The organism is Bradyrhizobium sp. 22 (genome assembly GCF_000482425.1).
GTDB classification, from domain to species: Bacteria; Pseudomonadota; Alphaproteobacteria; order Rhizobiales; family Xanthobacteraceae; genus Bradyrhizobium; species Bradyrhizobium japonicum_B.
The window spans coordinates 100,044-117,808 of the sequence record NZ_KI519399.1; the positions used below are offsets into that span (position 1 = coordinate 100,044).

The window sequence follows — 17,765 nt, forward strand, 5'->3', positions numbered from 1 at the left end:
CCGCTTCAGTCTTTCGAACAGGAGACATCGGGATGCCCTATCGTTCGAACAGGGAGCTTCCATCGGGCGTGCGGCACCACCTGCCACCTCATGCCCTGGACATCTATCGGGAAGCGTTCAACCATTCCTTTGCCTCGCACGCGGGGGACCTTCGTCAGGAGGAAATCGCGCACCGAACCGCATGGGCCGCCGTGAAGCGTTCCTATGTGAAACGTGGCGATCAGTGGCTACCGAAATGGCCCGATGCGTAGATATCAAATTTTTCCTGCACCGCTTTTACATTTGAGGAGGATCAATCAAAGCCCGAGGGCTCGGCCTATCTTTCCGGCGACCGGATGGTCAAACTTCAATGGAGTAGGCGATCATGGCAACCGAAACCAAGCTACCTGTCACCAAGACGTCCACCGCGCCCGCCGCTGCCGGCGAGACTTGGCAGCCGTTTCAGGCGCTGAGAAACGAAATCGATCAGATCTTCGACGATTTCGGCAACGGCTTCTGGAACCGGCCGTTCCGGTCGCTCGCGCGGCTTGAGCGTGACCTGTCGAAGACCTTCAGTGCGCCGGCCGTCGATGTCGCCGAAAGCGACAAGGCTTACGAGATCACCGCGGAGCTGCCCGGCCTCGACGAAAAGAACATCGAGGTCAAGCTCGCCAACGGCGGTCTCACCATCCGCGGCGAGAAGAAGGAAGAAACCGAGGAGAAGAAGAAGGACTATTACGTATCCGAGCGCCGCTATGGCTCCTTCGAGCGCTACTTCGCGCTGCCCGACGGCGTCAACGCCGACAAGATCGAGGCGACCTTCAAGAACGGCGTGCTCAAGGTTACGCTTCCCAAGACCGAGGAAGCGCAAAAGCCGGCCAAGACGATCGATGTAAAGGCCGCCTGACGGCCTCGCTGGCGCGGGGCGGCCCTGGCCGCCGTCTCGCGCCGATGCTGCCGCCTGACCGTGCCATCAGCCTTCCGAGGAGTCGAGCAGCGGCAGGCCTGATTCTCTCGTTGCGAACCAGGTTCGCATGATAGCTGCCGCCTTCATTGCTCCGCCTCGTCGAGCCGCAATTTTGCCGCCTAGTGAGACATGAGCACGCAGATCCTGGCGTCTCGCAGGAGACCGAGCGTCATGCCTCCGAAGATCCATTCACCCAATCTGCTATGGCCGTAGCCCCCTGCAACGATGAGATCGGCACGAACGTCCTCGGCAAGGCGAATGAGATACCCGGCATCAGCCTCTGCCGTATGCACCCGGATCTCGGACTCGCAATTGGCGCCATGTTTCTTGAGATAGCCGGCGACATCCCGCACACGGCGGCGTGCCGCGTCCTGTTCGTCCGAGGTGCAAATTTCGGTGATGATGACCTTTGAAGCGCGGGTCAGGAACGGCATTGCGTCGCGAACGGCGCGGCGCGCCTCGCGCGTATCCTTCCAACCAACCACGATCTGGTCTCCGGACAATTCCGTCACGCCGTCGGGTACCGATAGCGTCGGGCGCCCCATTCGCAGCATGGCTTCCGCCGGGTCGAAGAAGTGAGACGGACTGGCTTTGGGCGGTCTGCGTTTAACGACGACGAGATCTGCCGCCCTCGCCTGCTCAATCACGAAGTCGGTCGGATCCTCGATCGCCCAGCGCCATTCAACCTTCTCGCTCGTCGAACGCACAACTTTCCTGAACCAACCCTCCTTTTCCGCAAGTGCATCTCGCATGCGCCTGACGTCGTCCTCGGTGGCCTGTTCGATGATGACGCCTTCCGCCACAAACGGAGGCTGCACGGCCATAGCGGACACACCCAGAATCGAGGCCTCGAACCTCGAGGCGACACCATCCGCGACGGCGACTTGTCCCGCTTCCTGCTGCTCGGTGTCGACGTAAACCATGACGCTGGCGATTGACATGAGATTCCTCCGGAAATGCGCGCCTTCTTCTTTATCGCTCGGCGGACAACTCACCCGTTGAGCAAGATCAAGTCTCGGACCGGGGCAGCCGGCCGCATCAACGGGGCTACCGTTTGTCGCCTATCCCTGAAGATGCTTCTCGATTTCGCCGACCGGGTGCTTGGTGAGATCCTTGTCGAGTTCGCCGATAATCCGCCGTTTGACATCGTCATGGAAGGCGGAGCGAAGCTCTGCCAAGGTTCGGGGCGGCGCGACGACGACGAGGGGTGTCGACTGCTCGCTGCGAATGAGCTGCTCGGCGGCCGCTGCGACCTGCCTCACGAAGCGGCTTTCCTCGAGCTCGTGCCAATCGGTGCTCTCGACGGCACTCCTGTGCGAGGAATGGGAAGCCTTGCTGACCCGACCCGGCCGGTCTGCTCCTTGTGAATGCGTCGGCGGATTGTCGTGCTCAAACACCGCTTGTGCTTTCAGGTGCGGAAACTTCTCGTCCCCTTCGTTGCGCAGGAATAATGCTTTCCGTCCGTCACCTACGAACACGATTGCCCGATGCGGTATCCTGACCATTTCGGCCTCCTTGGTGAATACTGCAATTGCTATCGCTCCGTCGAGCGCCCCCTTTGATCAGCATCAAGCCGGAGGATTCCCAGGCTGGCACATTGCAGCAATACGGAACCGACAAGGAGCCTGTTATGCAAGCACGCGACATCATGATGTCCCCGGTCGTGACCGTGGGCCCGCACGCGTCCGTTCAGCAGGTCGCGAAGATCCTGCTGGAACGCCGGATCAGCGCGGTGCCGGTCGTGGATCCCGACAACAAGCTTCTTGGAATTGTGAGCGAGGGCGATCTCATGCACCGGGCGGAGAGCGGTACCGAGCGCTCCTATTCCTGGTGGCTGCGCTTGTTGACCGGTGACGCCGAACAGGCCGCTGATTACGTCAGATCGCACTCGGCCAAGATACAAGACGTCATGGTCAAGGACGTCGTGACCGCGTCGCCCGAGACGCCCTTGAACGATATTGCGATGCTGCTCGAGAAGCGGCAGATCAAACGCGTCCCGATCGTCAACAGAGAAGGCCAGCTCGTCGGGATCGTCAGCCGCTCCAATCTGCTTCAGGCTATCGCGAGTGCCCGGCCGAAGCTCGAAATATCTCTTCCGGATGCCGCCATCAGGAAGAGGTTCTTGGACGAGCTCAAGAAGCAACCTTGGGCTCATACGCTCAATGTGAATGCCATCGTCCAGAATGGGGTGATGGATCTCTGGGGCTTCGCGCCGTCGGTCGCTGAACGCACGGCTATCCGCGTGGTCGCAGAAGCCGTCCCTGGCGTGCAAACCGTCAACGATCACCTGCTCGAAACCCCGGCCTTTATCTATTGATCGCGTCCGGAGGGTTTGCCATGGCCCACTTCACCGTCCGCTTCCTGAAGGACGTGCTCGGCGATCAGGGGCAGCCCTGCGAAGCTTGCCAACGTACCATTGACGTTGATGCACGCGACGCTGCTGAAGCCGCGGCTCTGGCAGCGCAACAATTTTGCGAACTCCGCGAAATACGAGATTGGTCGCTACATGCGGATCGCATCGACGTGCAACCAGCAGACTTCCCGTCTTGATCCAGGAGAGGCCTGAACGCCGGCGGCTGATCTGAACGAGCGCCCCGCCCTGGATCTCATCCAGCTTGTCTTCAAGCTCGGCAAAGTGAAATTGCGGCGCGTGCCTCCTCCTGACTAACGTCAGTCCAGGGTCACCAGGGTGATAATGAGGTGAAACAGCTGCCATCCGAAGGTGATCAGCAGAGCCCCCACGATGAGTATCTTTCCGTACCAAGAGACCTTGGGACTGATACGAACCCATCTTCGGGAACCCTTGTTCGCCGACAGGACCCGACGCTCTGCCGGCAACAAATCCGCTGCGCGATCACCCGGTTTGCTGATTGCACGGCTCTTCGTTCTGGCATCCATAGTCGTATGGTCGCCGAAGCAAACGGCGGCGCCTTGATATCGGTCAAGGAGGATATTGCCTTCCTTTTCCCGGCAGGCTCATCCTCTCCGAGCCTTGCTCAGGTGATGGGAACGGCGACGAAATTCATCGCGCCGGCACGTTTGATCCGGACCAGGATTGTGCGCCTGGATTGTGCACGGGCCTCGTTGACCATCCTATCGAGGTCGGCGCCGGCGACGATGGGCTGTCCCCCGATGCCTATAATGATGTCTCCGACCTGAAGGCCACCGTCTGCCGCGCCGCTGCCCGGCCTGATTTCGAGCACCACCACCCCGGTTTCCCCGGCACCTGGGACAAGGCGTGCCTGCGCGATTGTGAGGCCAAGCTCCGCCCGTTCCTTCAACTCCGCTTGCTTGTCTTTAGGCGATTCTCTCGCGCGGGGAAGTTCGCCCACCGTCAGTTCGATCGACATCTCCCGCGCGTTCCTGAGGATGCGGAGATGGATGACCGTGCCTGGGGTGATCTCAGCTACCCTCCTGGCGAAGTCGCGAGGATTTTTCACCTCGAGATCATTCACGAAAGTAATCACGTCGCCGGGCTCTACACCTTGCTTGGCTGCGGGCCCTTCATCGAGTTGCGCAACGAGAGCACCCCGGGTGCTCCTCAGGTTCAGCGCGTCGGCAATGCCGGTCGAAACTTCTTGAAGGTAGACTCCAACCCAACCGCGAGAGACGTAGCCTTTCTCTCGCAGCTGGCGGACGACCGATCTCACCGTCTCCGCCGGCACATCGAACGCCACCCCCACCGATCCGCCCGACGGCGAGTAGATGACGGTGTTGACCCCGATGACCTCCCCTCTCACGTTGAACGATGGCCCGCCGGAATTGCCCTTGTTGACCGGGGCATCGATCTGGATGAAGTCGTTGTAGGATTCTCCGCCAATATCGCGCCCGAGGGCCGAAACGATCCCGGCGGTGACCGTGCCGCCGAGCCCGAATGGATCGCCGATCGCAAGCACCCAGTCGCCTATCCGAGGCCCCGCCGCAGCAAAACGCACGTAAGGCAAGTCACCTGGGGCGGAGATCCTGATCAGCGCGAGATCGGTTTGCGGGTCGCTGCCGATGAGCTTGGCCGAGTAGATCTTTCCGTCGTCCATCGTTACCTCGATGTCGACGCCCTTGGTTACGACGTGCTCGTTCGTGACAACATAGCCGTCACCGGAGATCAGGAATCCCGCACCAACCGTGACGTCGGATCCGGGAGCCGGATCGGAAGGAATCTGCACACCGAATTGCCGGAACAACCGGTCCAACAGCGATCCGGCCGGCGGCAGCTGCGCCCGCTCGCCGTCACCCGGCTCGGTCTTCACCCGGATGCCTACGACTGCCGGTCTAACCCGTTCAATGACCTCTGCAAATCCGACCGGAGCGGTGACGCCAGCGGCGTCGACCTCGGCGGCGACCGCATGCCCCGCTCCATCCAATGCAAGCGTCGCCCCCAACATCGCGACGCACAGGCCTAATGCGATGAGTTTGCCGGCGCAGGCGGCAGCCCGCACACAATTGTTGACGGGATTCACTCTCCCACCTCGTTTCGCGCTCAAATGGCGGCTGAGCTTGGCCGGCTTTCGCACCGGCACGTTGATTTACCTCAACCAAACTGACGCATCACGGCTGACGCAACTTCGTAGTCCTGGCCACGATTTGGTGTCAGCGCAGACCGAGCGCGCGGCCGCGCTTCTGCCGGCCGCTGTTGTTTGCCCGAGCAGACCGTCCGACCCTGATCCTGCTCAAGACGACCGGCTGCAGCATGCTTGCAAGAGCGAGTGTCGGCATTCTGCTTGGTGGCCGACAACGGCCGCGGCGCACCTCTTTGCGTCGTTTTTTCCTCATCGACCCGACAAAAATATATTTCCGACTGCCCCGTTAGAGCGCATAATGAGTTGTGGTGAACTTGGGACCGGGGGGTCCGATGCACCGATTTATCGCCCAGGCCAATGTGGATCACTTCATCAGCCTTTTGAACGGCGATGATCTGACGTCTGACAAGCGAACGGCCATCACCAAGTTGTTGCTCGCCGAGCTGGATAAGCTCGCGAATGAGCTGGACCATCTCGAATTTGCCGAGAGAAAGGCGGCAGAGGGCCGTGATAGAGTGACCCGCGCCAGGGAGACCTGCAACGGCCATCCCTTCGGCACGACGGAGCGCGAACAAGCCGAGCGGCTGCTCGTTAGCTGCGAGAACTTGCAGACGGTGCTCGAAGACTTCTGTCATCGCCTGCGCGACAAGATCAACTCGGCGGCCGGTACAATTTATGCCGGCTCGCGACAAAACCTGATATACTGACGATATCACCGATCGAGGCAATGCCCGTAGGCATCGGTGGCTGAGAGACCATTGCGCTCCCGCCTGCGAAAAGCGGAGCGCGCCATGTGGCTATCCACGGCAGCACCATTTGATCGTGAAGTACAACTGGCGGTGATTGATACCGACGGCGAGGTACACGCGCTCGTCTTCCCGTGCCGCCGCGTGCTGCGCGGTTGGGTAAACTCGCAGACCGGCGCGCCTGTAGATGTGTTCCCAACGCATTGGCGCGAATGGAACGACGCCGCCGCACAACTCGACTGCTAACGGAGGAAAGCGACCCCAATCCGCATGCATGACGCCGACCGCTTCATGAGCTCACCGCCTGGATGAGAGCCGGGACAGCCGCAGCATGAATGCGCTCCGCCGATGCGTTCACCCTGGTCATGGTCCGCGTCAGCTCTTCATAAACCTGATCCTCGATCGTGACGGTTCCGAAATTCGAATCTTCGCCGTCAAATCGCCCCTGCGCCGGCTCATCGGCATGCTCGAACCAGTGATAGCCGACCACATTCGGCTTGCTGAGCGCCGCCGCAACGTAGCCCTCGAAAGCTCGGGCGCGCTCTGTCTGGGTCGCCACTCGGGGGCCCCCTCCCTTCGTATTCGGCAAGCCCGCGTCGTCGCCTCGAAATGAGAATTCAGTGATGAGGCATGGCTTCCCGGCGGCAGCGTAAGCGTCGATGACCGGACCGGGGTCGAACTCGTAGCAATTGAAGGAAATGACATCGAGATGGCGGCCGGCAGCCGCGATCACGCCTGCCGGCGGCTGATAACCGAACCGGGATCCGAGCACGAGATGATTGGGATCGGCCGTCTTGATGGCCGAGACACACAGTTCGAAATATCTGTCAGCCACGACAGCCACGAAGGCATCGCAATCTGCCGAGAAGGCCTCGCGGGCCGGATCTGCCAGATTGGCCTTGGTCTCGAGAGCGTCGTTCAAGACGCCGGGACGAAGCCTGACGAACGGGGCCGCGACATGTTCGATTCTGCCGAGCTCCTGCCAGGATCGCGCCTGAGTGCGCCAGACCGCATTGAACTGATCAAATTCCCGATAGCGCGCCTGCAGTCCCGCGATAGCGGCGCCCCTGCCAGGCCGACGAGACGGCAGATTCAGGAACAGCGTCAGAAGCTCGTCGGTATTGCGCCAGTCGGGTGACCAGTAGAGCTCGTTATCGATGAAGGTCCCGAGCAAACCGGGATCATTGCGGCGATGCCGGCAACGCTGATCGGCGCTCGCGCGGATATGCGCCGAGAATTCGGGATCGAAGACATCAGGGAAGACTTGATTGCGCCGGTGCAGGCGGAAGGACGCGCCGAGCTCCGCGATCGGCGTGGTTGCCAGCAAGTGCGATCCGGAACCGGCAACGAGCTCGTCCGACCAGCAGCCGACCGTGTTGAAGGCCCAGCTTGCCAGCCGGTCCGACACGGCCGCGCGCCAGAGCTGCAGGCTGCCATACTTGGCCCGGCAGGCCTCGGCATAGGGCACGCGCTCGCTCCCCCCAATGCGTTCCTGATCGAAGCGGATCGTATTGACCCCCTTCGAGAGGAAACGGCCTCCGTCCGGATCGACGAGCCAGAATACGCCATTGCGCTCGGCGACGCGAAAGTAGCCGCTCCCGCTGAGGTCGCCGTCAACGACCCCGCCCCATCTGGTTCTCTGCAATTGCGGCCCCCGGCAACGGTCTTGGGATGTCAATCCTTTGCATGGCCGCGCCGGAACTCGTTGAGCTATCTCAATACCGTCCAGAACCTGCATGATTACCAATGTCGCGACAATCACGGCGGGCTGGAGCAAGCAGGTCGTTCATGGCGACAACGCAACTGGCGAACACCACGAGCCTGCGCCCGGATTTCATCTGGGGCGTTTCCACCTCGAGCTTCCAGATCGAGGGCGCGACGCGGGAGGACGGGCGCGGGCTCAGCGTCTGGGATGTCTACTGTCAGAGCGGTGCCATCAAGAATCACGATACCGGCGATGTCGCGTGTGACCATTATCATCGCTATCGCGAGGATGTCGGCCTGATGAAGGCCCTGGGCGTGCAGGCTTACCGGTTCTCCGTGGCCTGGCCGCGCGTGCTGCCGCAAGGGACGGGCTCCGCCAACGAAGCTGGCCTTGCATTCTACGACCGCTTGATCGACGCGCTCTTGGCCGCCGGAATCGAGCCATGGCTGTGCCTCTATCATTGGGACCTGCCCCAGGCCCTGGAGGAGCGGGGCGGCTGGCTGAACCGGGAGTGCACGACATGGTTCGCCGACTACGCGGCTCTGGCCGCCAGGCGCTTTGGCGACCGGGTCAAGCGGTTTGCGACATTCAACGAGCCGTCCATGTTCACTCTCTTCGGCCGCTCGCTCGGCAAGCGGGATCGCGGACGCGAAGATGAGCTCCACCGCATGATCCACCACGTCAATCTCGCGCACGGGGCTGCTGTGGACGTGCTGCGCGCGAGTGTCGCTGGCGCCTCGATCGGATGCATTCACAATCGGCAGCCCTGTCGGCCCTCCAGCGCAAGCGAAGCCGATGCGGCTGCGGCGGCGCGCCTGAGCATGTATTGGAACGATGTTTTTCCCGATCCGCAATGCGTTGGCGCTTATCCTGCGTCGATGCGGACAGCGATCGAGCCGCATATGCAACCCGGCGATATGGCGCGCATCTGCCGTCCGGTCGATTGGTTTGGACTGAACCATTACAGTCCGGTCTATGTGAAGGAGAACGCGGATTCGATGCTGGGTTACGACTTCGGCGACAAGCCTGCCGGCACCCCCTTGACGCCGATCGGCTGGCCGATCGATCCCGAAGCTTTCCGGCAAACCATCCAGTCCGTCCACGCGCGTTATGGGCTGCCGATCTACGTCCTTGAAAACGGATATGGCAGCTTCGACGAGCCCGACCAGACGGGTTCGGTGAACGATGGCGACCGAATTGAATTCCTGAAGGCCTATATCGAGGCGATGAATGCCGCCGCCTCCAGCGGAGCCGATCTGCGCGGCTATTTCATCTGGTCGCTGCTCGACAATTTCGAATGGGATTCCGGGTACAGCAACAGGTTCGGCCTGGCCTATGTGGACTATGTCTCGCTGCGGCGGATACCGAAGGCTTCATTCGGCTGGTTCGCCGAACTCATCGAGGCGGGGCGTTCGTCATGACGGCCGATTCTTCGACGACCGCCATTCTGCTCGCAAGACATCGGGGAGACCAACGCTCGCGTCTCGAAGCGGCGGCATGGGCTCTGCCCCGTCTTCCGTCGAGCAGCCTGTTGCAGCTTGGCGGACGAGAGCGCATCGCGGGCTACGAGAAGAAAGTGCCGGATCGGATTTCAAAGCTGGCGGAGAGGGAGGGATTCGAACCCCCGATAGGCTTGCACCTATGCCGCATTTCGAGTGCGGTGCATTCAACCACTCTGCCACCTCTCCTGAAGGCGCCATATAGAGGCAGGGCCCCTGTGGTTGGGGGCGTTAATAGGCGAGGATGGCCGGCCAGACAAGGCGCGGGAGACGAAAATCAGACCGGTTTTCCAGCTCCGTCCTGGGATGTCGCGGTGACGGCCAGGCCAATTGCGGATTTGGGCGGCACTTTGAGGGAAATGGGCCGCTTCTCAGCCGGCGCCACGCAGGGGGCCGAATCACCGGTCTGGTCGGAAAAAACGGGGTGGGACCGCCAGACGCGGTAAACACTGGCGGTCCCGGTGCCGCTCATTGAAACTCTGGCCGTGAAGGGCGGCTTCGCCGGCCAGGCGAGGCGACGATTCGACCCTAGCGTGCGGCGGCCGGTGCGCAACGCAATCCGGTCCTTAACCTAACCGGTCAAGGTTACTCGTCGTCGTTCTTCTTGCTGTCTTTACCCTTCTTCTTGCCGTTGTCCGTGGAATCCCGGTCCTTGCCGTTCTCCTTGCGGCGGTTGGTGAAGCGGGCGTTGCCGAGGCCGGTGCCGATGGTGAGCACGCCCCAGCGCTCGACGTCCTGCATGAACGGCACCTCGGAGAGGCCCTGCACCACGCCGTCATTGTGCATCAGGATCGCGGTGTCGTGCTCGCCGATCTGCGGAATGCCCTCGAGCAGGCTCGCCGGCAGGTTGAACTTGCTGCTCTCCCAATTGCCGGGCAGATTTTGCGCGCCCTTCTCGATCGAGCCGTCGGCGTTGATCACGCCGGGACAGGCGATGCCGATGAAGGGGGCGAGCTTGTAGCCTTCCTTATCGGCTTCCGTGATCAGCCCCTTCAGCATCTTGGTGAGCCGCTTCACCGCGCCTTCGCGCGTCGGCTCGTCGTCGGCATGGCGCCACAGCTCGGAATGCACCACCTTGGCTTTCGACAGGTCCTTGGCTTTTTTCCAGCCGGTTTCCACCAGGCCGCAGCGGATGTTGGTGCCGCCGATGTCGACCGCAATGATGCTGTCATGGGCCTCGAAGATCCAGGACGGCGCCAGATGCAGCGCGCCGATCAGGCCGGCTTCATCGGGGTGATGGCGGATCGGCATCATGTCGATCTTGAACTCCTCGGATTTGAGGATGATCTCGGCGCGCGCGATCGCGAGCTCGCCGAGCCGGGAATCGCGGAAACCGCCGCCGACGATGATGCGCTCGGTCTTGGCCCAGGCCTTGGTCTTGAGGAAGCGGCGCGTGACATAAGCGAGCTCCTGGGCGAAATCCTCGATCGCGCTGTGCACCACGGCCGCGGCCTCGGCGTCGTCGCCGATCATGATGGCATCCAGCGTCTTCTTGTTGATCTCCTCCGTCGGCACCTTGCCGAACGGGTCCTCGCCGGTCTTGCGCAGCGGCTTGCGCCAGCGGTCGAGGATGTCGCGGAACGCGCCCTTGCTGGCGCGGTCGCCGAGGAAGCCGTCCTCGTCCTTGATCTCGATGTTGAAGCTGTCGATGTCCACCGACGGCAGCCGCTCGGCGCCATGATGGGCGATGCCCGTCGTCGTCTTGACCAGTTCGTCCGTTGCCATTGAAGAGCCCTTGCCCGCTTACCTGTTCCGGCCGGGACAACGGCGCGGGAACCGGTTTGTTGCAACGGCCGTCGAATTTCGGATGAAAGCCGGCGGCCCGGCCAAATCCTTCAAATCCGGGCCTTTTTCCGCGGTTTTCCTTGACTTGTGGCCGATGGCGGCTATAAGTCCCACAGCCGGCGCGGGGCGTTTCTCGCGCCGCTTGTTTTTGCGTGGGTTTTCAAGGGGATAAGCCCCACCCGCACAAAACGCAGATAAACCCGTAGCGACTGACAAAAAGCCGGCCCGGACAATCCGTCACGAGGCCGGGATTGAACACGGAGAAAGAACGATGTTCGCAGTCATCAAAACCGGCGGCAAGCAATACCGCGTCGTGCCGGATGATGTTCTCGAAGTAGGCAAGATCGAAGGCGAAGTCGGCTCGATCGTGCAGTTGAATGAAGTTCTGGTGGTCGGCGGCGACACGCCGGTGCTGGGCATTCCCACGGTCGCAGGCGCGTCCGTTGCAGTCGAGGTGCTCGACCACAAGCGCGGCCCCAAGGTCATCGCGTTCAAGAAGCGCCGCCGCAAGAATTCGCGCCGCAAGCGCGGCTATCGCGACGAGATCACGGTTCTGCGCGTCAGCGAGATCCTGACCGACGGCGCCAAGCCCACCAAGGGCCCGCGTCCGAAGCGGGAGAAGGTGGCGAAGGAGCCGGCCGCGGAAGCCGCCGAGTAACGCAAGATCGATCACGCCCATTCACGAATTGAGGCGTGAGACATTTTGAAATGATTCCGTCAAGGAATTGACCTAGACATACGCAGGATTTCGGAGACGAGCCATGGCTCACAAAAAAGCAGGCGGTTCATCGCGTAACGGACGCGATTCCAAGGGCAAGCGCCTCGGTATCAAGGCGTTCGGCGGGGAGCTCGTCACTCCCGGCAACATCATTGCGCGTCAGCGCGGCACCACCTGGCACCCCGGCCTTAATGTCGGCATGGGCACGGACCATACCCTGTTCGCCAAGATCGAGGGTCGTGTTGCGTTCCAGGCCAAAGCCAACGGCCGCACCTTCGTATCGGTACTCCCGATCGCAGAGGCTGCTGAATAGACGGTGGATCAAATGGAGTCCGCCGGTCCCGACTGAACCGGCGGAGTCCAGATCATAGCGATCGAAGGCTCCAGGGGAGGCGGGAAACCGGCCTCCCCTTTTCTTTTGACTTGTTCACTTTGACTTAGTGACTTTCACGGAGCCGGACATGTTGCAGGATTTCTCGAGCGTGACCTTGGCCGAGGCGAGACCCAGCGTCGTCGCCACCGAACGGCTGACCTTGCGGCGGCCGACGCTGGCCGACGTCAGGACCATCGCCCGGCTCGCCAACGACCGCCGCGTCGCGGAAAACACCCGCCGCCTGCCGCATCCCTATTCGCAGGACGACGCCGTCGAGTTCATCCGCGCCACCGCCGCGCTCGGAGCTGAGACCGTGTTCCTGATCGAGCACGATAACGGCCCGGTCGGCATGGTCGGCATCGACTGCTCCACGCCTGGGAATGCCGAACTGGGCTATTGGCTCGGCGTCGAGCATTGGGGCCGGGGCTTTGCCACCGAGGCCGCGCGCGCCGCGATCGATTTCTTCTTCGAGGAGTTCGAAGACGAGAACCTCTATGCCGGCGCGCGCGTCACCAATCCGGCCTCGCGCAAGGTGCTGGAGAAGTGCGGCTTCCAGTGGAGCGGCGTGCAGCTGCATCGATTTCTGGCGCTGGGCTCCTCGACGCCGGTCGATTGCTTCCGCCTGTCGCGCGGCGTGTGGGCCTCGCTGAAGAGCTGGAGCAGCGCAAGACGGATGAGGTAGGCGCGCTGCAGCGTCATTCACAACTGTCATCCCTGGGCGCGGCAAAGCCGCGAGCCCGGGGATGACGTTGTGAGTGTGGCTACGCTGGCGGATTCACTTCCTCACTCGGACGCCCGAGATCCCGCTCCCGCAGATAGATGTAGAACCCGGCGCCGATGATGATGGCGGCGCCGACGAGCGTTGCGATGGATGGGACGTCGCCGAACACGACGAAGCCGAAGATCACGGCCCAGACGATCATCGAATATTGGTAGGGCACCACGACGCTGGCCGGCGCGAGCTTGAGCGAGCGGTTGACGCAGAACAGCGCCGTCACCGAAACCAGCCCGGCCGCCGCGAAGATCGCGAGGCTGCCCGGCGTCGGCGGCACCCAATGGAACGCCGACAGCACCGCGCCGAGCGAGAACGTGCCGACGAATTGCGACGACGCCATCACGATGTCGGGCGTCTTGCGCAGGCTGCGCGTGATCAGCATCAGGGTCGCGAAGGACAGGCTGCCGCCGAGCGCGATCAGCGCCGGCAGGCTGACGGTCTGCGCGGAGGGACGCAGCGCGATCAGGACGCCGCAGAAGCCGATCAGGATCGCGGTCCAGCGCCGCCAGCCGACCTTCTCCCCCAGGAAGATCGCCGACATCGCGGTGACGAAGATCGGGCCGGCGAGATAATAGGTGATGACGTCAGCAAGCGGCAGATAGACGGTGGCGAGGAAGAAGGCCGCGACTTCCAGCGTCGACAGCACGACACGAACCAGCTGCAAACCCGGCCGCTCCAGATGCAGGAACAGGTGACGCTGCGTCCAGATCAGCGGCGACAGCAGCAGCAGCGCCGCACAGGCGCGCAGGAACAGGAGCTGCCCCACCGAATAGGTGCCGACCAGGAACTTGCCCATGGCATCGCCGAACGAGAACATGAAGATCGACAGCAGCATGAGTCCGATGCCGGCCAGGCGCGCGGAGCGATCGTCATAGGCCGAGAGATTCTTGAACAGGGGCATGGGATCGGACTGCAAGGGTCGTCATTGCGAGGAGCCCGCGACAAAATTGCGAAGCAATTTTGCGCTGGTGCGACGAAGCAATCCAGACTGCTTCCGCGGATACAGTTCTGGATTGCTTCGCTGCGCTCGCAATCACGGGGAGAGAGCGCCGGGAATCGGCTGGTAGTGTTGCTTGCGGTCGTTTTAATGACGTGAGCCGCCGGGACAAGCCCACAACGCCGAATTGAACGGATTGTCGCACTCTTCGCATCGCGGTAGCGATACAGGCCACAGGATGAGAGAGCCAAGAAGAGAGCTAAGCCATGACCGACTTCGATCCAGCCCTGCATCGCATGATCCCCGCGCAACGCTGGTTCGAGGATTTCGTCGTCGGCGAGCGGTTCGTGCTGCCGAGCCGGACCCAGACGTCGGCGGTGTTCGCCGCATTCCAAACCGCGAGCGGCGACACCCATCCCGTGCATTACGACGTGGAATATTGCCGCAGCCGCGGCATGCCACATCTGCTCGCCCACGGCTTCCAGACCCTGATCCACACCGCGCCCGGCGCCGGCCTGTTTCCGTTCATGGTCGAGGACTCCCTGGTCGGCTTCCTCGAGCAGTCGAGCCGGTTTCTCAAGCCGGTGTTCGCGGACGACACGATCTATCCGGCGCTCGAGGTCACCGAGCTGGTGCCGGGCCGCACCACCGGCGCGGTGACGCTGCGCAGCACTGTGTTCAACCAGCGCAAGGAGCTGGTGCTGGAAGGGATGCAGAAATTCCTGATCCGGAAGCGGCCGGCTAGTTAAGCACGCCCCAAATTCGCGGAAATTCGGCCGATTTGCGGGCCTGTCCGGGTTGCCGCAAGGCACCGGCTGGCCTACCTATGGCCGATGAAATTCCTTGACGAAGCAAAGGTCTATATCCGCTCCGGCGACGGCGGGAACGGCTGCGTGGCGTTCCGCCGCGAGAAGTTCATCGAATTCGGCGGCCCCTCCGGCGGCAATGGCGGCCGCGGCGGCAACGTCATCATCGAGGTCGCCGACGGCCTCAACACGCTGATCGATTACCGCTACCAGCAGCACTTCAAGGCCCAGAAGGGCGAGAACGGCTCCGGCTCGGACCGCCACGGCGCCAACGGCAAGAACATCGTGCTGAAGGTGCCTGTCGGCACCCAAATCTTCGACGAGGACCGCGAGACGCTGATCCACGACTTCACCAAGGTCGGCGAGAAGTTCGTGCTGGCCGAGGGCGGCAATGGCGGATTCGGCAACGCGCATTTCAAGTCGTCGACCAACCGCGCGCCGCGCAACGCCAATCCCGGCCAGCCCGGCGAGGAACGCTGGATCTGGCTGCGTCTGAAGCTGATCGCCGATGCCGGTCTCGTCGGCCTGCCCAATGCCGGCAAGTCGACCTTCCTGTCCAAGGTCAGCGCGGCAAAGCCGAAGATCGCCGACTATCCCTTCACCACGCTGCATCCGCAGCTCGGCGTCGTGAATGCCGACGGCCGCGAATTCGTACTGGCCGACATTCCCGGCCTGATCGAGGGCGCGCATGAAGGCGCCGGTCTCGGCGACCGCTTCCTCGGCCATGTCGAGCGCTGCCGCGTGCTGCTGCACCTGGTCGACGCAACCTGCGAGCATGCCGGCAAGGCCTACAAGACGGTGCGCAAGGAGCTCGACGCCTATGGCGGCCAGCTCACCGACAAGATCGAGATCGTCGCGCTGAACAAGATCGACGCGGTCGAGCCGGACGAATTGAAGAAGCAGAAGGAGCGGCTGAAGCGCGCCGCCAAGAAGACCCCGCTGTTGCTGTCCGGCGTCACCGGCCAGGGCGTCAAGGAAGCCTTGCGCGCGCTGGCCGAGGTGATCGGCGAAGCCCCGGTGTCGGCCAAGGCCAAGAGCGCGGCGGAAGCCGAGCCCTGGTCGGCGTAGAGTCCCTCCGCTGTCGTCCCTGCGAACGCAGGGACCCATACCGCGTGATCTCTCGATTGCGGATGGTCGTATTACCGAACGACGAGTCTTCGCCAAACCACTCCCTGGGGTTATGGGTCCCTGCGTTCGCAGGGACGACAGCGGAGTGTGTGGCTGCGGGCAAGCGCAGCACCGGCTTGTCTTCACGCCTTCAATAGCGCAGCATCGAACAATCAAGAAACGACAAGGGACGACGCATGGCGCGCGCGAAGAACGTTCTCTGGATCATGTGCGACCAGCTTCGCTATGACTATCTCGGCTGCACCGGCCATCCCACGCTGAAGACGCCCAACATCGACGCCATGGCCAGGCGCGGCGTGCTGTTCAGCAAGGCCTATGTGCAATCGCCGATCTGCGGGCCCTCGCGGATGTCGTTCTACACCGGCCGCTACATGCGCTCGCACGGCTCGCACTGGAACGGCTGGCCGCTGCGCGTTGGCGAGCCCACGCTCGGCGATCACCTCAAGAAGATCGGCGTGCGCAACGTGCTGGTCGGCAAGACCCACATGGCGCCCGATCTCGAGGGCATGAAGGCGCTCGGCATCCCCCCGGAATCGGTCATCGGCGTGCATGTCGCCGAATGCGGGTTCGAGCCCTACGAGCGCGACGATGGCCTGCATCCGACCGGGCGGCCGCGCCCGAAGTACGATGAGTATCTGCGCCAGCAGGGCTTTGAAGCCACCAATCCCTGGGAGCACTGGGCCAATTCAGGCGCGGCCGACGACGGCAGCTTGCAGAACGGCTGGCTGCTGGTGCACGCCGACAAGGCCGCGCGCGTGCCGGAGGAGCATTCCGAGACGCCCTACATGACCCGGCGCGCGATGGACTTCATCAGCGAGGCCGAGACCGACGGCAAGCCGTGGTGCCTGCATCTGTCCTACATCAAGCCGCACTGGCCCTATATCGCGCCCGAGCCCTATGCCAGCATGTATTCGACATCAGACATGATCCCGGTGATCCGCTCGGAGCGCGAGCGGCAGAATCCGCATCCGGTGTTCGGCGCCTATATGGACATGCGCTACTCCCGCAACATGGCGCGCGACGATGCCCGCGAGAAGGTGATCCCGACCTATATGGGCCTGATCACCCAGATCGACGACCAGATGGGCGTGCTGATGAAGTTCTTGGGCGAGCGCGATCTGCTGGATACGACCATGATCGTGTTCACGTCGGATCATGGCGATTATCTCGGCGATCACTGGATGGGCGAGAAGGATCTGTTCCACGAGCAATCCGCGAAGATTCCGCTTGTTATCATCGACCCCTCGAAGGAGGCCGATTCCACGCGCGGCACGCGCAGCGACGCGCTGGTCGAGGCCATCGACCTCGCCCCCACCTTCGTCGATTATTTCGGCGGCAAGGTGCCGGGCCACATCCTCGAGGGACGCTCACTGCTGCCGCTGCTGCGCGGACCGACGCCCCCGGACTGGCGCAAGGTGGCGTTCTCCGAATACGACTACGCCATGCAGGACGTCAGGCTGAAGCTGAACCAGCCGATCGAGCGCTGCCGCCTGTTCATGGTGTTCGACGGCCGCTGGAAATACGTCCACGCCTCCGGCTTCCGCCCGATGCTGTACGACCTCGAGACCGATCCGGACGAATATCTGGACCGCGGCGACGATCCCGAATGCGCCGGCATCGTCGCGCGATTGCAAGCCGAGCTGTTCGACTGGGCGCTGCATCCGAACGGCCACATCACCACGCCCCGCGAGAAGATCGCGGCCTATGCGGACAACCAGCTCCAGGTGAAGAACGGGGTCTTGATCGGCATCTGGGACGAGACAGAGCTCGCCGCCATCAAGGACGGCATCGCGCAGCGCGCGAAGATGTAAATCAAATTATGGCTCGGCA

19 protein-coding genes and 1 tRNA gene are annotated in these 17,765 nt (G+C 62.6%); 13 read left to right on the forward strand and 7 right to left on the reverse strand.

Annotated features, from left to right (window positions below; translation table 11 throughout):
- Positions 1-32 precede the first annotated feature (32 nt).
- Both K410_RS37930 and K410_RS0101715 read left to right on the forward strand, forming a co-directional pair.
- Positions 33-251 carry a ChaB family protein gene (locus K410_RS37930; RefSeq protein ID WP_063831403.1) on the forward strand — a complete coding sequence of 73 codons (219 nt, stop codon included), beginning with the start codon at positions 33-35 and terminating at the stop codon, positions 249-251.
- Positions 252-364: 113 nt separating this feature from the next.
- Positions 365-886: an Hsp20/alpha crystallin family protein gene (locus K410_RS0101715; protein ID WP_028133232.1), complete on the forward strand. Its 522-nt coding sequence runs from the start codon at positions 365-367 to the stop codon at positions 884-886.
- A 179-nt stretch (positions 887-1,065) separates the two neighbouring features.
- Here the strand turns inward: K410_RS0101715 and K410_RS0101720 are convergent, their stop codons facing one another.
- Together K410_RS0101720 and K410_RS0101725 are read right to left on the reverse strand one after the other, a co-directional pair.
- Positions 1,066-1,887 (reverse strand): universal stress protein, encoded by an 822-nt coding sequence (locus tag K410_RS0101720; RefSeq protein WP_028133233.1) that lies wholly within the window; start codon positions 1,885-1,887, stop codon positions 1,066-1,068.
- A 120-nt stretch (positions 1,888-2,007) separates the two neighbouring features.
- Positions 2,008-2,451, reverse strand: a complete 444-nt coding sequence (locus K410_RS0101725) for a baeRF12 domain-containing protein (protein ID WP_028133234.1) — start codon at positions 2,449-2,451, stop codon at positions 2,008-2,010.
- Between the two features lie 125 nt (positions 2,452-2,576).
- Here K410_RS0101725 and K410_RS0101730 point away from each other — a divergent pair, with 125 nt between their 5' ends.
- Positions 2,577-3,263, forward strand: a complete 687-nt coding sequence (locus K410_RS0101730; RefSeq protein WP_028133235.1) for a CBS domain-containing protein — start codon at positions 2,577-2,579, stop codon at positions 3,261-3,263.
- A 20-nt stretch (positions 3,264-3,283) separates the two neighbouring features.
- Positions 3,284-3,496, forward strand: a complete 213-nt coding sequence (locus tag K410_RS38260) for a hypothetical protein (RefSeq protein WP_080672208.1) — start codon at positions 3,284-3,286, stop codon at positions 3,494-3,496.
- A gap of 446 nt (positions 3,497-3,942) precedes the next feature.
- Here K410_RS38260 and K410_RS36380 read toward each other — a convergent pair whose 3' ends face one another.
- Positions 3,943-5,403, reverse strand: coding sequence for a trypsin-like peptidase domain-containing protein (locus K410_RS36380; protein WP_155253192.1), 1,461 nt, complete (start codon positions 5,401-5,403; stop codon positions 3,943-3,945).
- A gap of 392 nt (positions 5,404-5,795) precedes the next feature.
- On the opposite strand from K410_RS36380, the gene K410_RS36385 reads away from it, so the two are divergent.
- On the forward strand, positions 5,796-6,170 hold the full coding sequence (locus K410_RS36385; protein ID WP_049819895.1) for a hypothetical protein: 375 nt from the start codon (positions 5,796-5,798) through the stop codon (positions 6,168-6,170).
- 84 nt (positions 6,171-6,254) lie between these two features.
- Positions 6,255-6,455 carry a hypothetical protein gene (locus K410_RS38265; RefSeq protein WP_080672109.1) on the forward strand — a complete coding sequence of 67 codons (201 nt, stop codon included), beginning with the start codon at positions 6,255-6,257 and terminating at the stop codon, positions 6,453-6,455.
- Between the two features lie 43 nt (positions 6,456-6,498).
- Here K410_RS38265 and K410_RS0101755 read toward each other — a convergent pair whose 3' ends face one another.
- Positions 6,499-7,986 (reverse strand): glycoside hydrolase 5 family protein, encoded by a 1,488-nt coding sequence (locus K410_RS0101755; RefSeq protein WP_349509789.1) that lies wholly within the window; start codon positions 7,984-7,986, stop codon positions 6,499-6,501.
- A gap of 11 nt (positions 7,987-7,997) precedes the next feature.
- Between K410_RS0101755 and K410_RS0101760 the strand changes: the two genes are divergently transcribed.
- Positions 7,998-9,335 carry a GH1 family beta-glucosidase gene (locus tag K410_RS0101760; RefSeq protein ID WP_049819897.1) on the forward strand — a complete coding sequence of 446 codons (1,338 nt, stop codon included), beginning with the start codon at positions 7,998-8,000 and terminating at the stop codon, positions 9,333-9,335.
- Positions 9,336-9,512: 177 nt separating this feature from the next.
- On the opposite strand, the gene K410_RS0101765 is transcribed toward K410_RS0101760, so the two are convergent.
- Both K410_RS0101765 and K410_RS0101770 read right to left on the reverse strand, forming a co-directional pair.
- Positions 9,513-9,602: transfer RNA gene (locus K410_RS0101765), tRNA-Ser, on the reverse strand.
- 396 nt (positions 9,603-9,998) lie between these two features.
- Positions 9,999-11,138, reverse strand: coding sequence for an ROK family protein (locus K410_RS0101770; protein ID WP_028133238.1), 1,140 nt, complete (start codon positions 11,136-11,138; stop codon positions 9,999-10,001).
- 331 nt (positions 11,139-11,469) lie between these two features.
- Between K410_RS0101770 and rplU the strand changes: the two genes are divergently transcribed.
- The 3 genes from rplU (at position 11,470) to K410_RS0101785 (ending at position 12,971) form a co-directional block, all read left to right on the forward strand.
- Positions 11,470-11,856 (forward strand): 50S ribosomal protein L21, encoded by a 387-nt coding sequence (rplU, locus tag K410_RS0101775; RefSeq protein WP_028133239.1) that lies wholly within the window; start codon positions 11,470-11,472, stop codon positions 11,854-11,856.
- Positions 11,857-11,959: 103 nt separating this feature from the next.
- The gene (rpmA, locus tag K410_RS0101780) at positions 11,960-12,229 is read left to right on the forward strand and encodes a 50S ribosomal protein L27 (RefSeq protein WP_028133240.1); all 270 of its coding nucleotides are present in this window, start codon (positions 11,960-11,962) and stop codon (positions 12,227-12,229) included.
- Positions 12,230-12,377: 148 nt separating this feature from the next.
- Positions 12,378-12,971, forward strand: a complete 594-nt coding sequence (locus K410_RS0101785; protein WP_028133241.1) for a GNAT family N-acetyltransferase — start codon at positions 12,378-12,380, stop codon at positions 12,969-12,971.
- Positions 12,972-13,050: 79 nt separating this feature from the next.
- On the opposite strand, the gene K410_RS0101790 is transcribed toward K410_RS0101785, so the two are convergent.
- Complete coding sequence (locus K410_RS0101790) at positions 13,051-13,965, reverse strand: DMT family transporter (protein ID WP_028133242.1); 915 nt, start codon at positions 13,963-13,965, stop codon at positions 13,051-13,053.
- A gap of 302 nt (positions 13,966-14,267) precedes the next feature.
- Here K410_RS0101790 and K410_RS0101795 point away from each other — a divergent pair, with 302 nt between their 5' ends.
- From K410_RS0101795 to K410_RS0101805, 3 genes are all read left to right on the forward strand, one after another.
- The gene (locus K410_RS0101795; protein WP_028133243.1) at positions 14,268-14,750 is read left to right on the forward strand and encodes a MaoC family dehydratase; all 483 of its coding nucleotides are present in this window, start codon (positions 14,268-14,270) and stop codon (positions 14,748-14,750) included.
- 84 nt (positions 14,751-14,834) lie between these two features.
- Positions 14,835-15,875, forward strand: coding sequence for a GTPase ObgE (gene obgE / locus K410_RS0101800; protein WP_028133244.1), 1,041 nt, complete (start codon positions 14,835-14,837; stop codon positions 15,873-15,875).
- A 236-nt stretch (positions 15,876-16,111) separates the two neighbouring features.
- Positions 16,112-17,746, forward strand: a complete 1,635-nt coding sequence (locus K410_RS0101805) for an alkaline phosphatase family protein (RefSeq protein WP_028133245.1) — start codon at positions 16,112-16,114, stop codon at positions 17,744-17,746.
- Positions 17,747-17,765 lie beyond the last annotated feature (19 nt).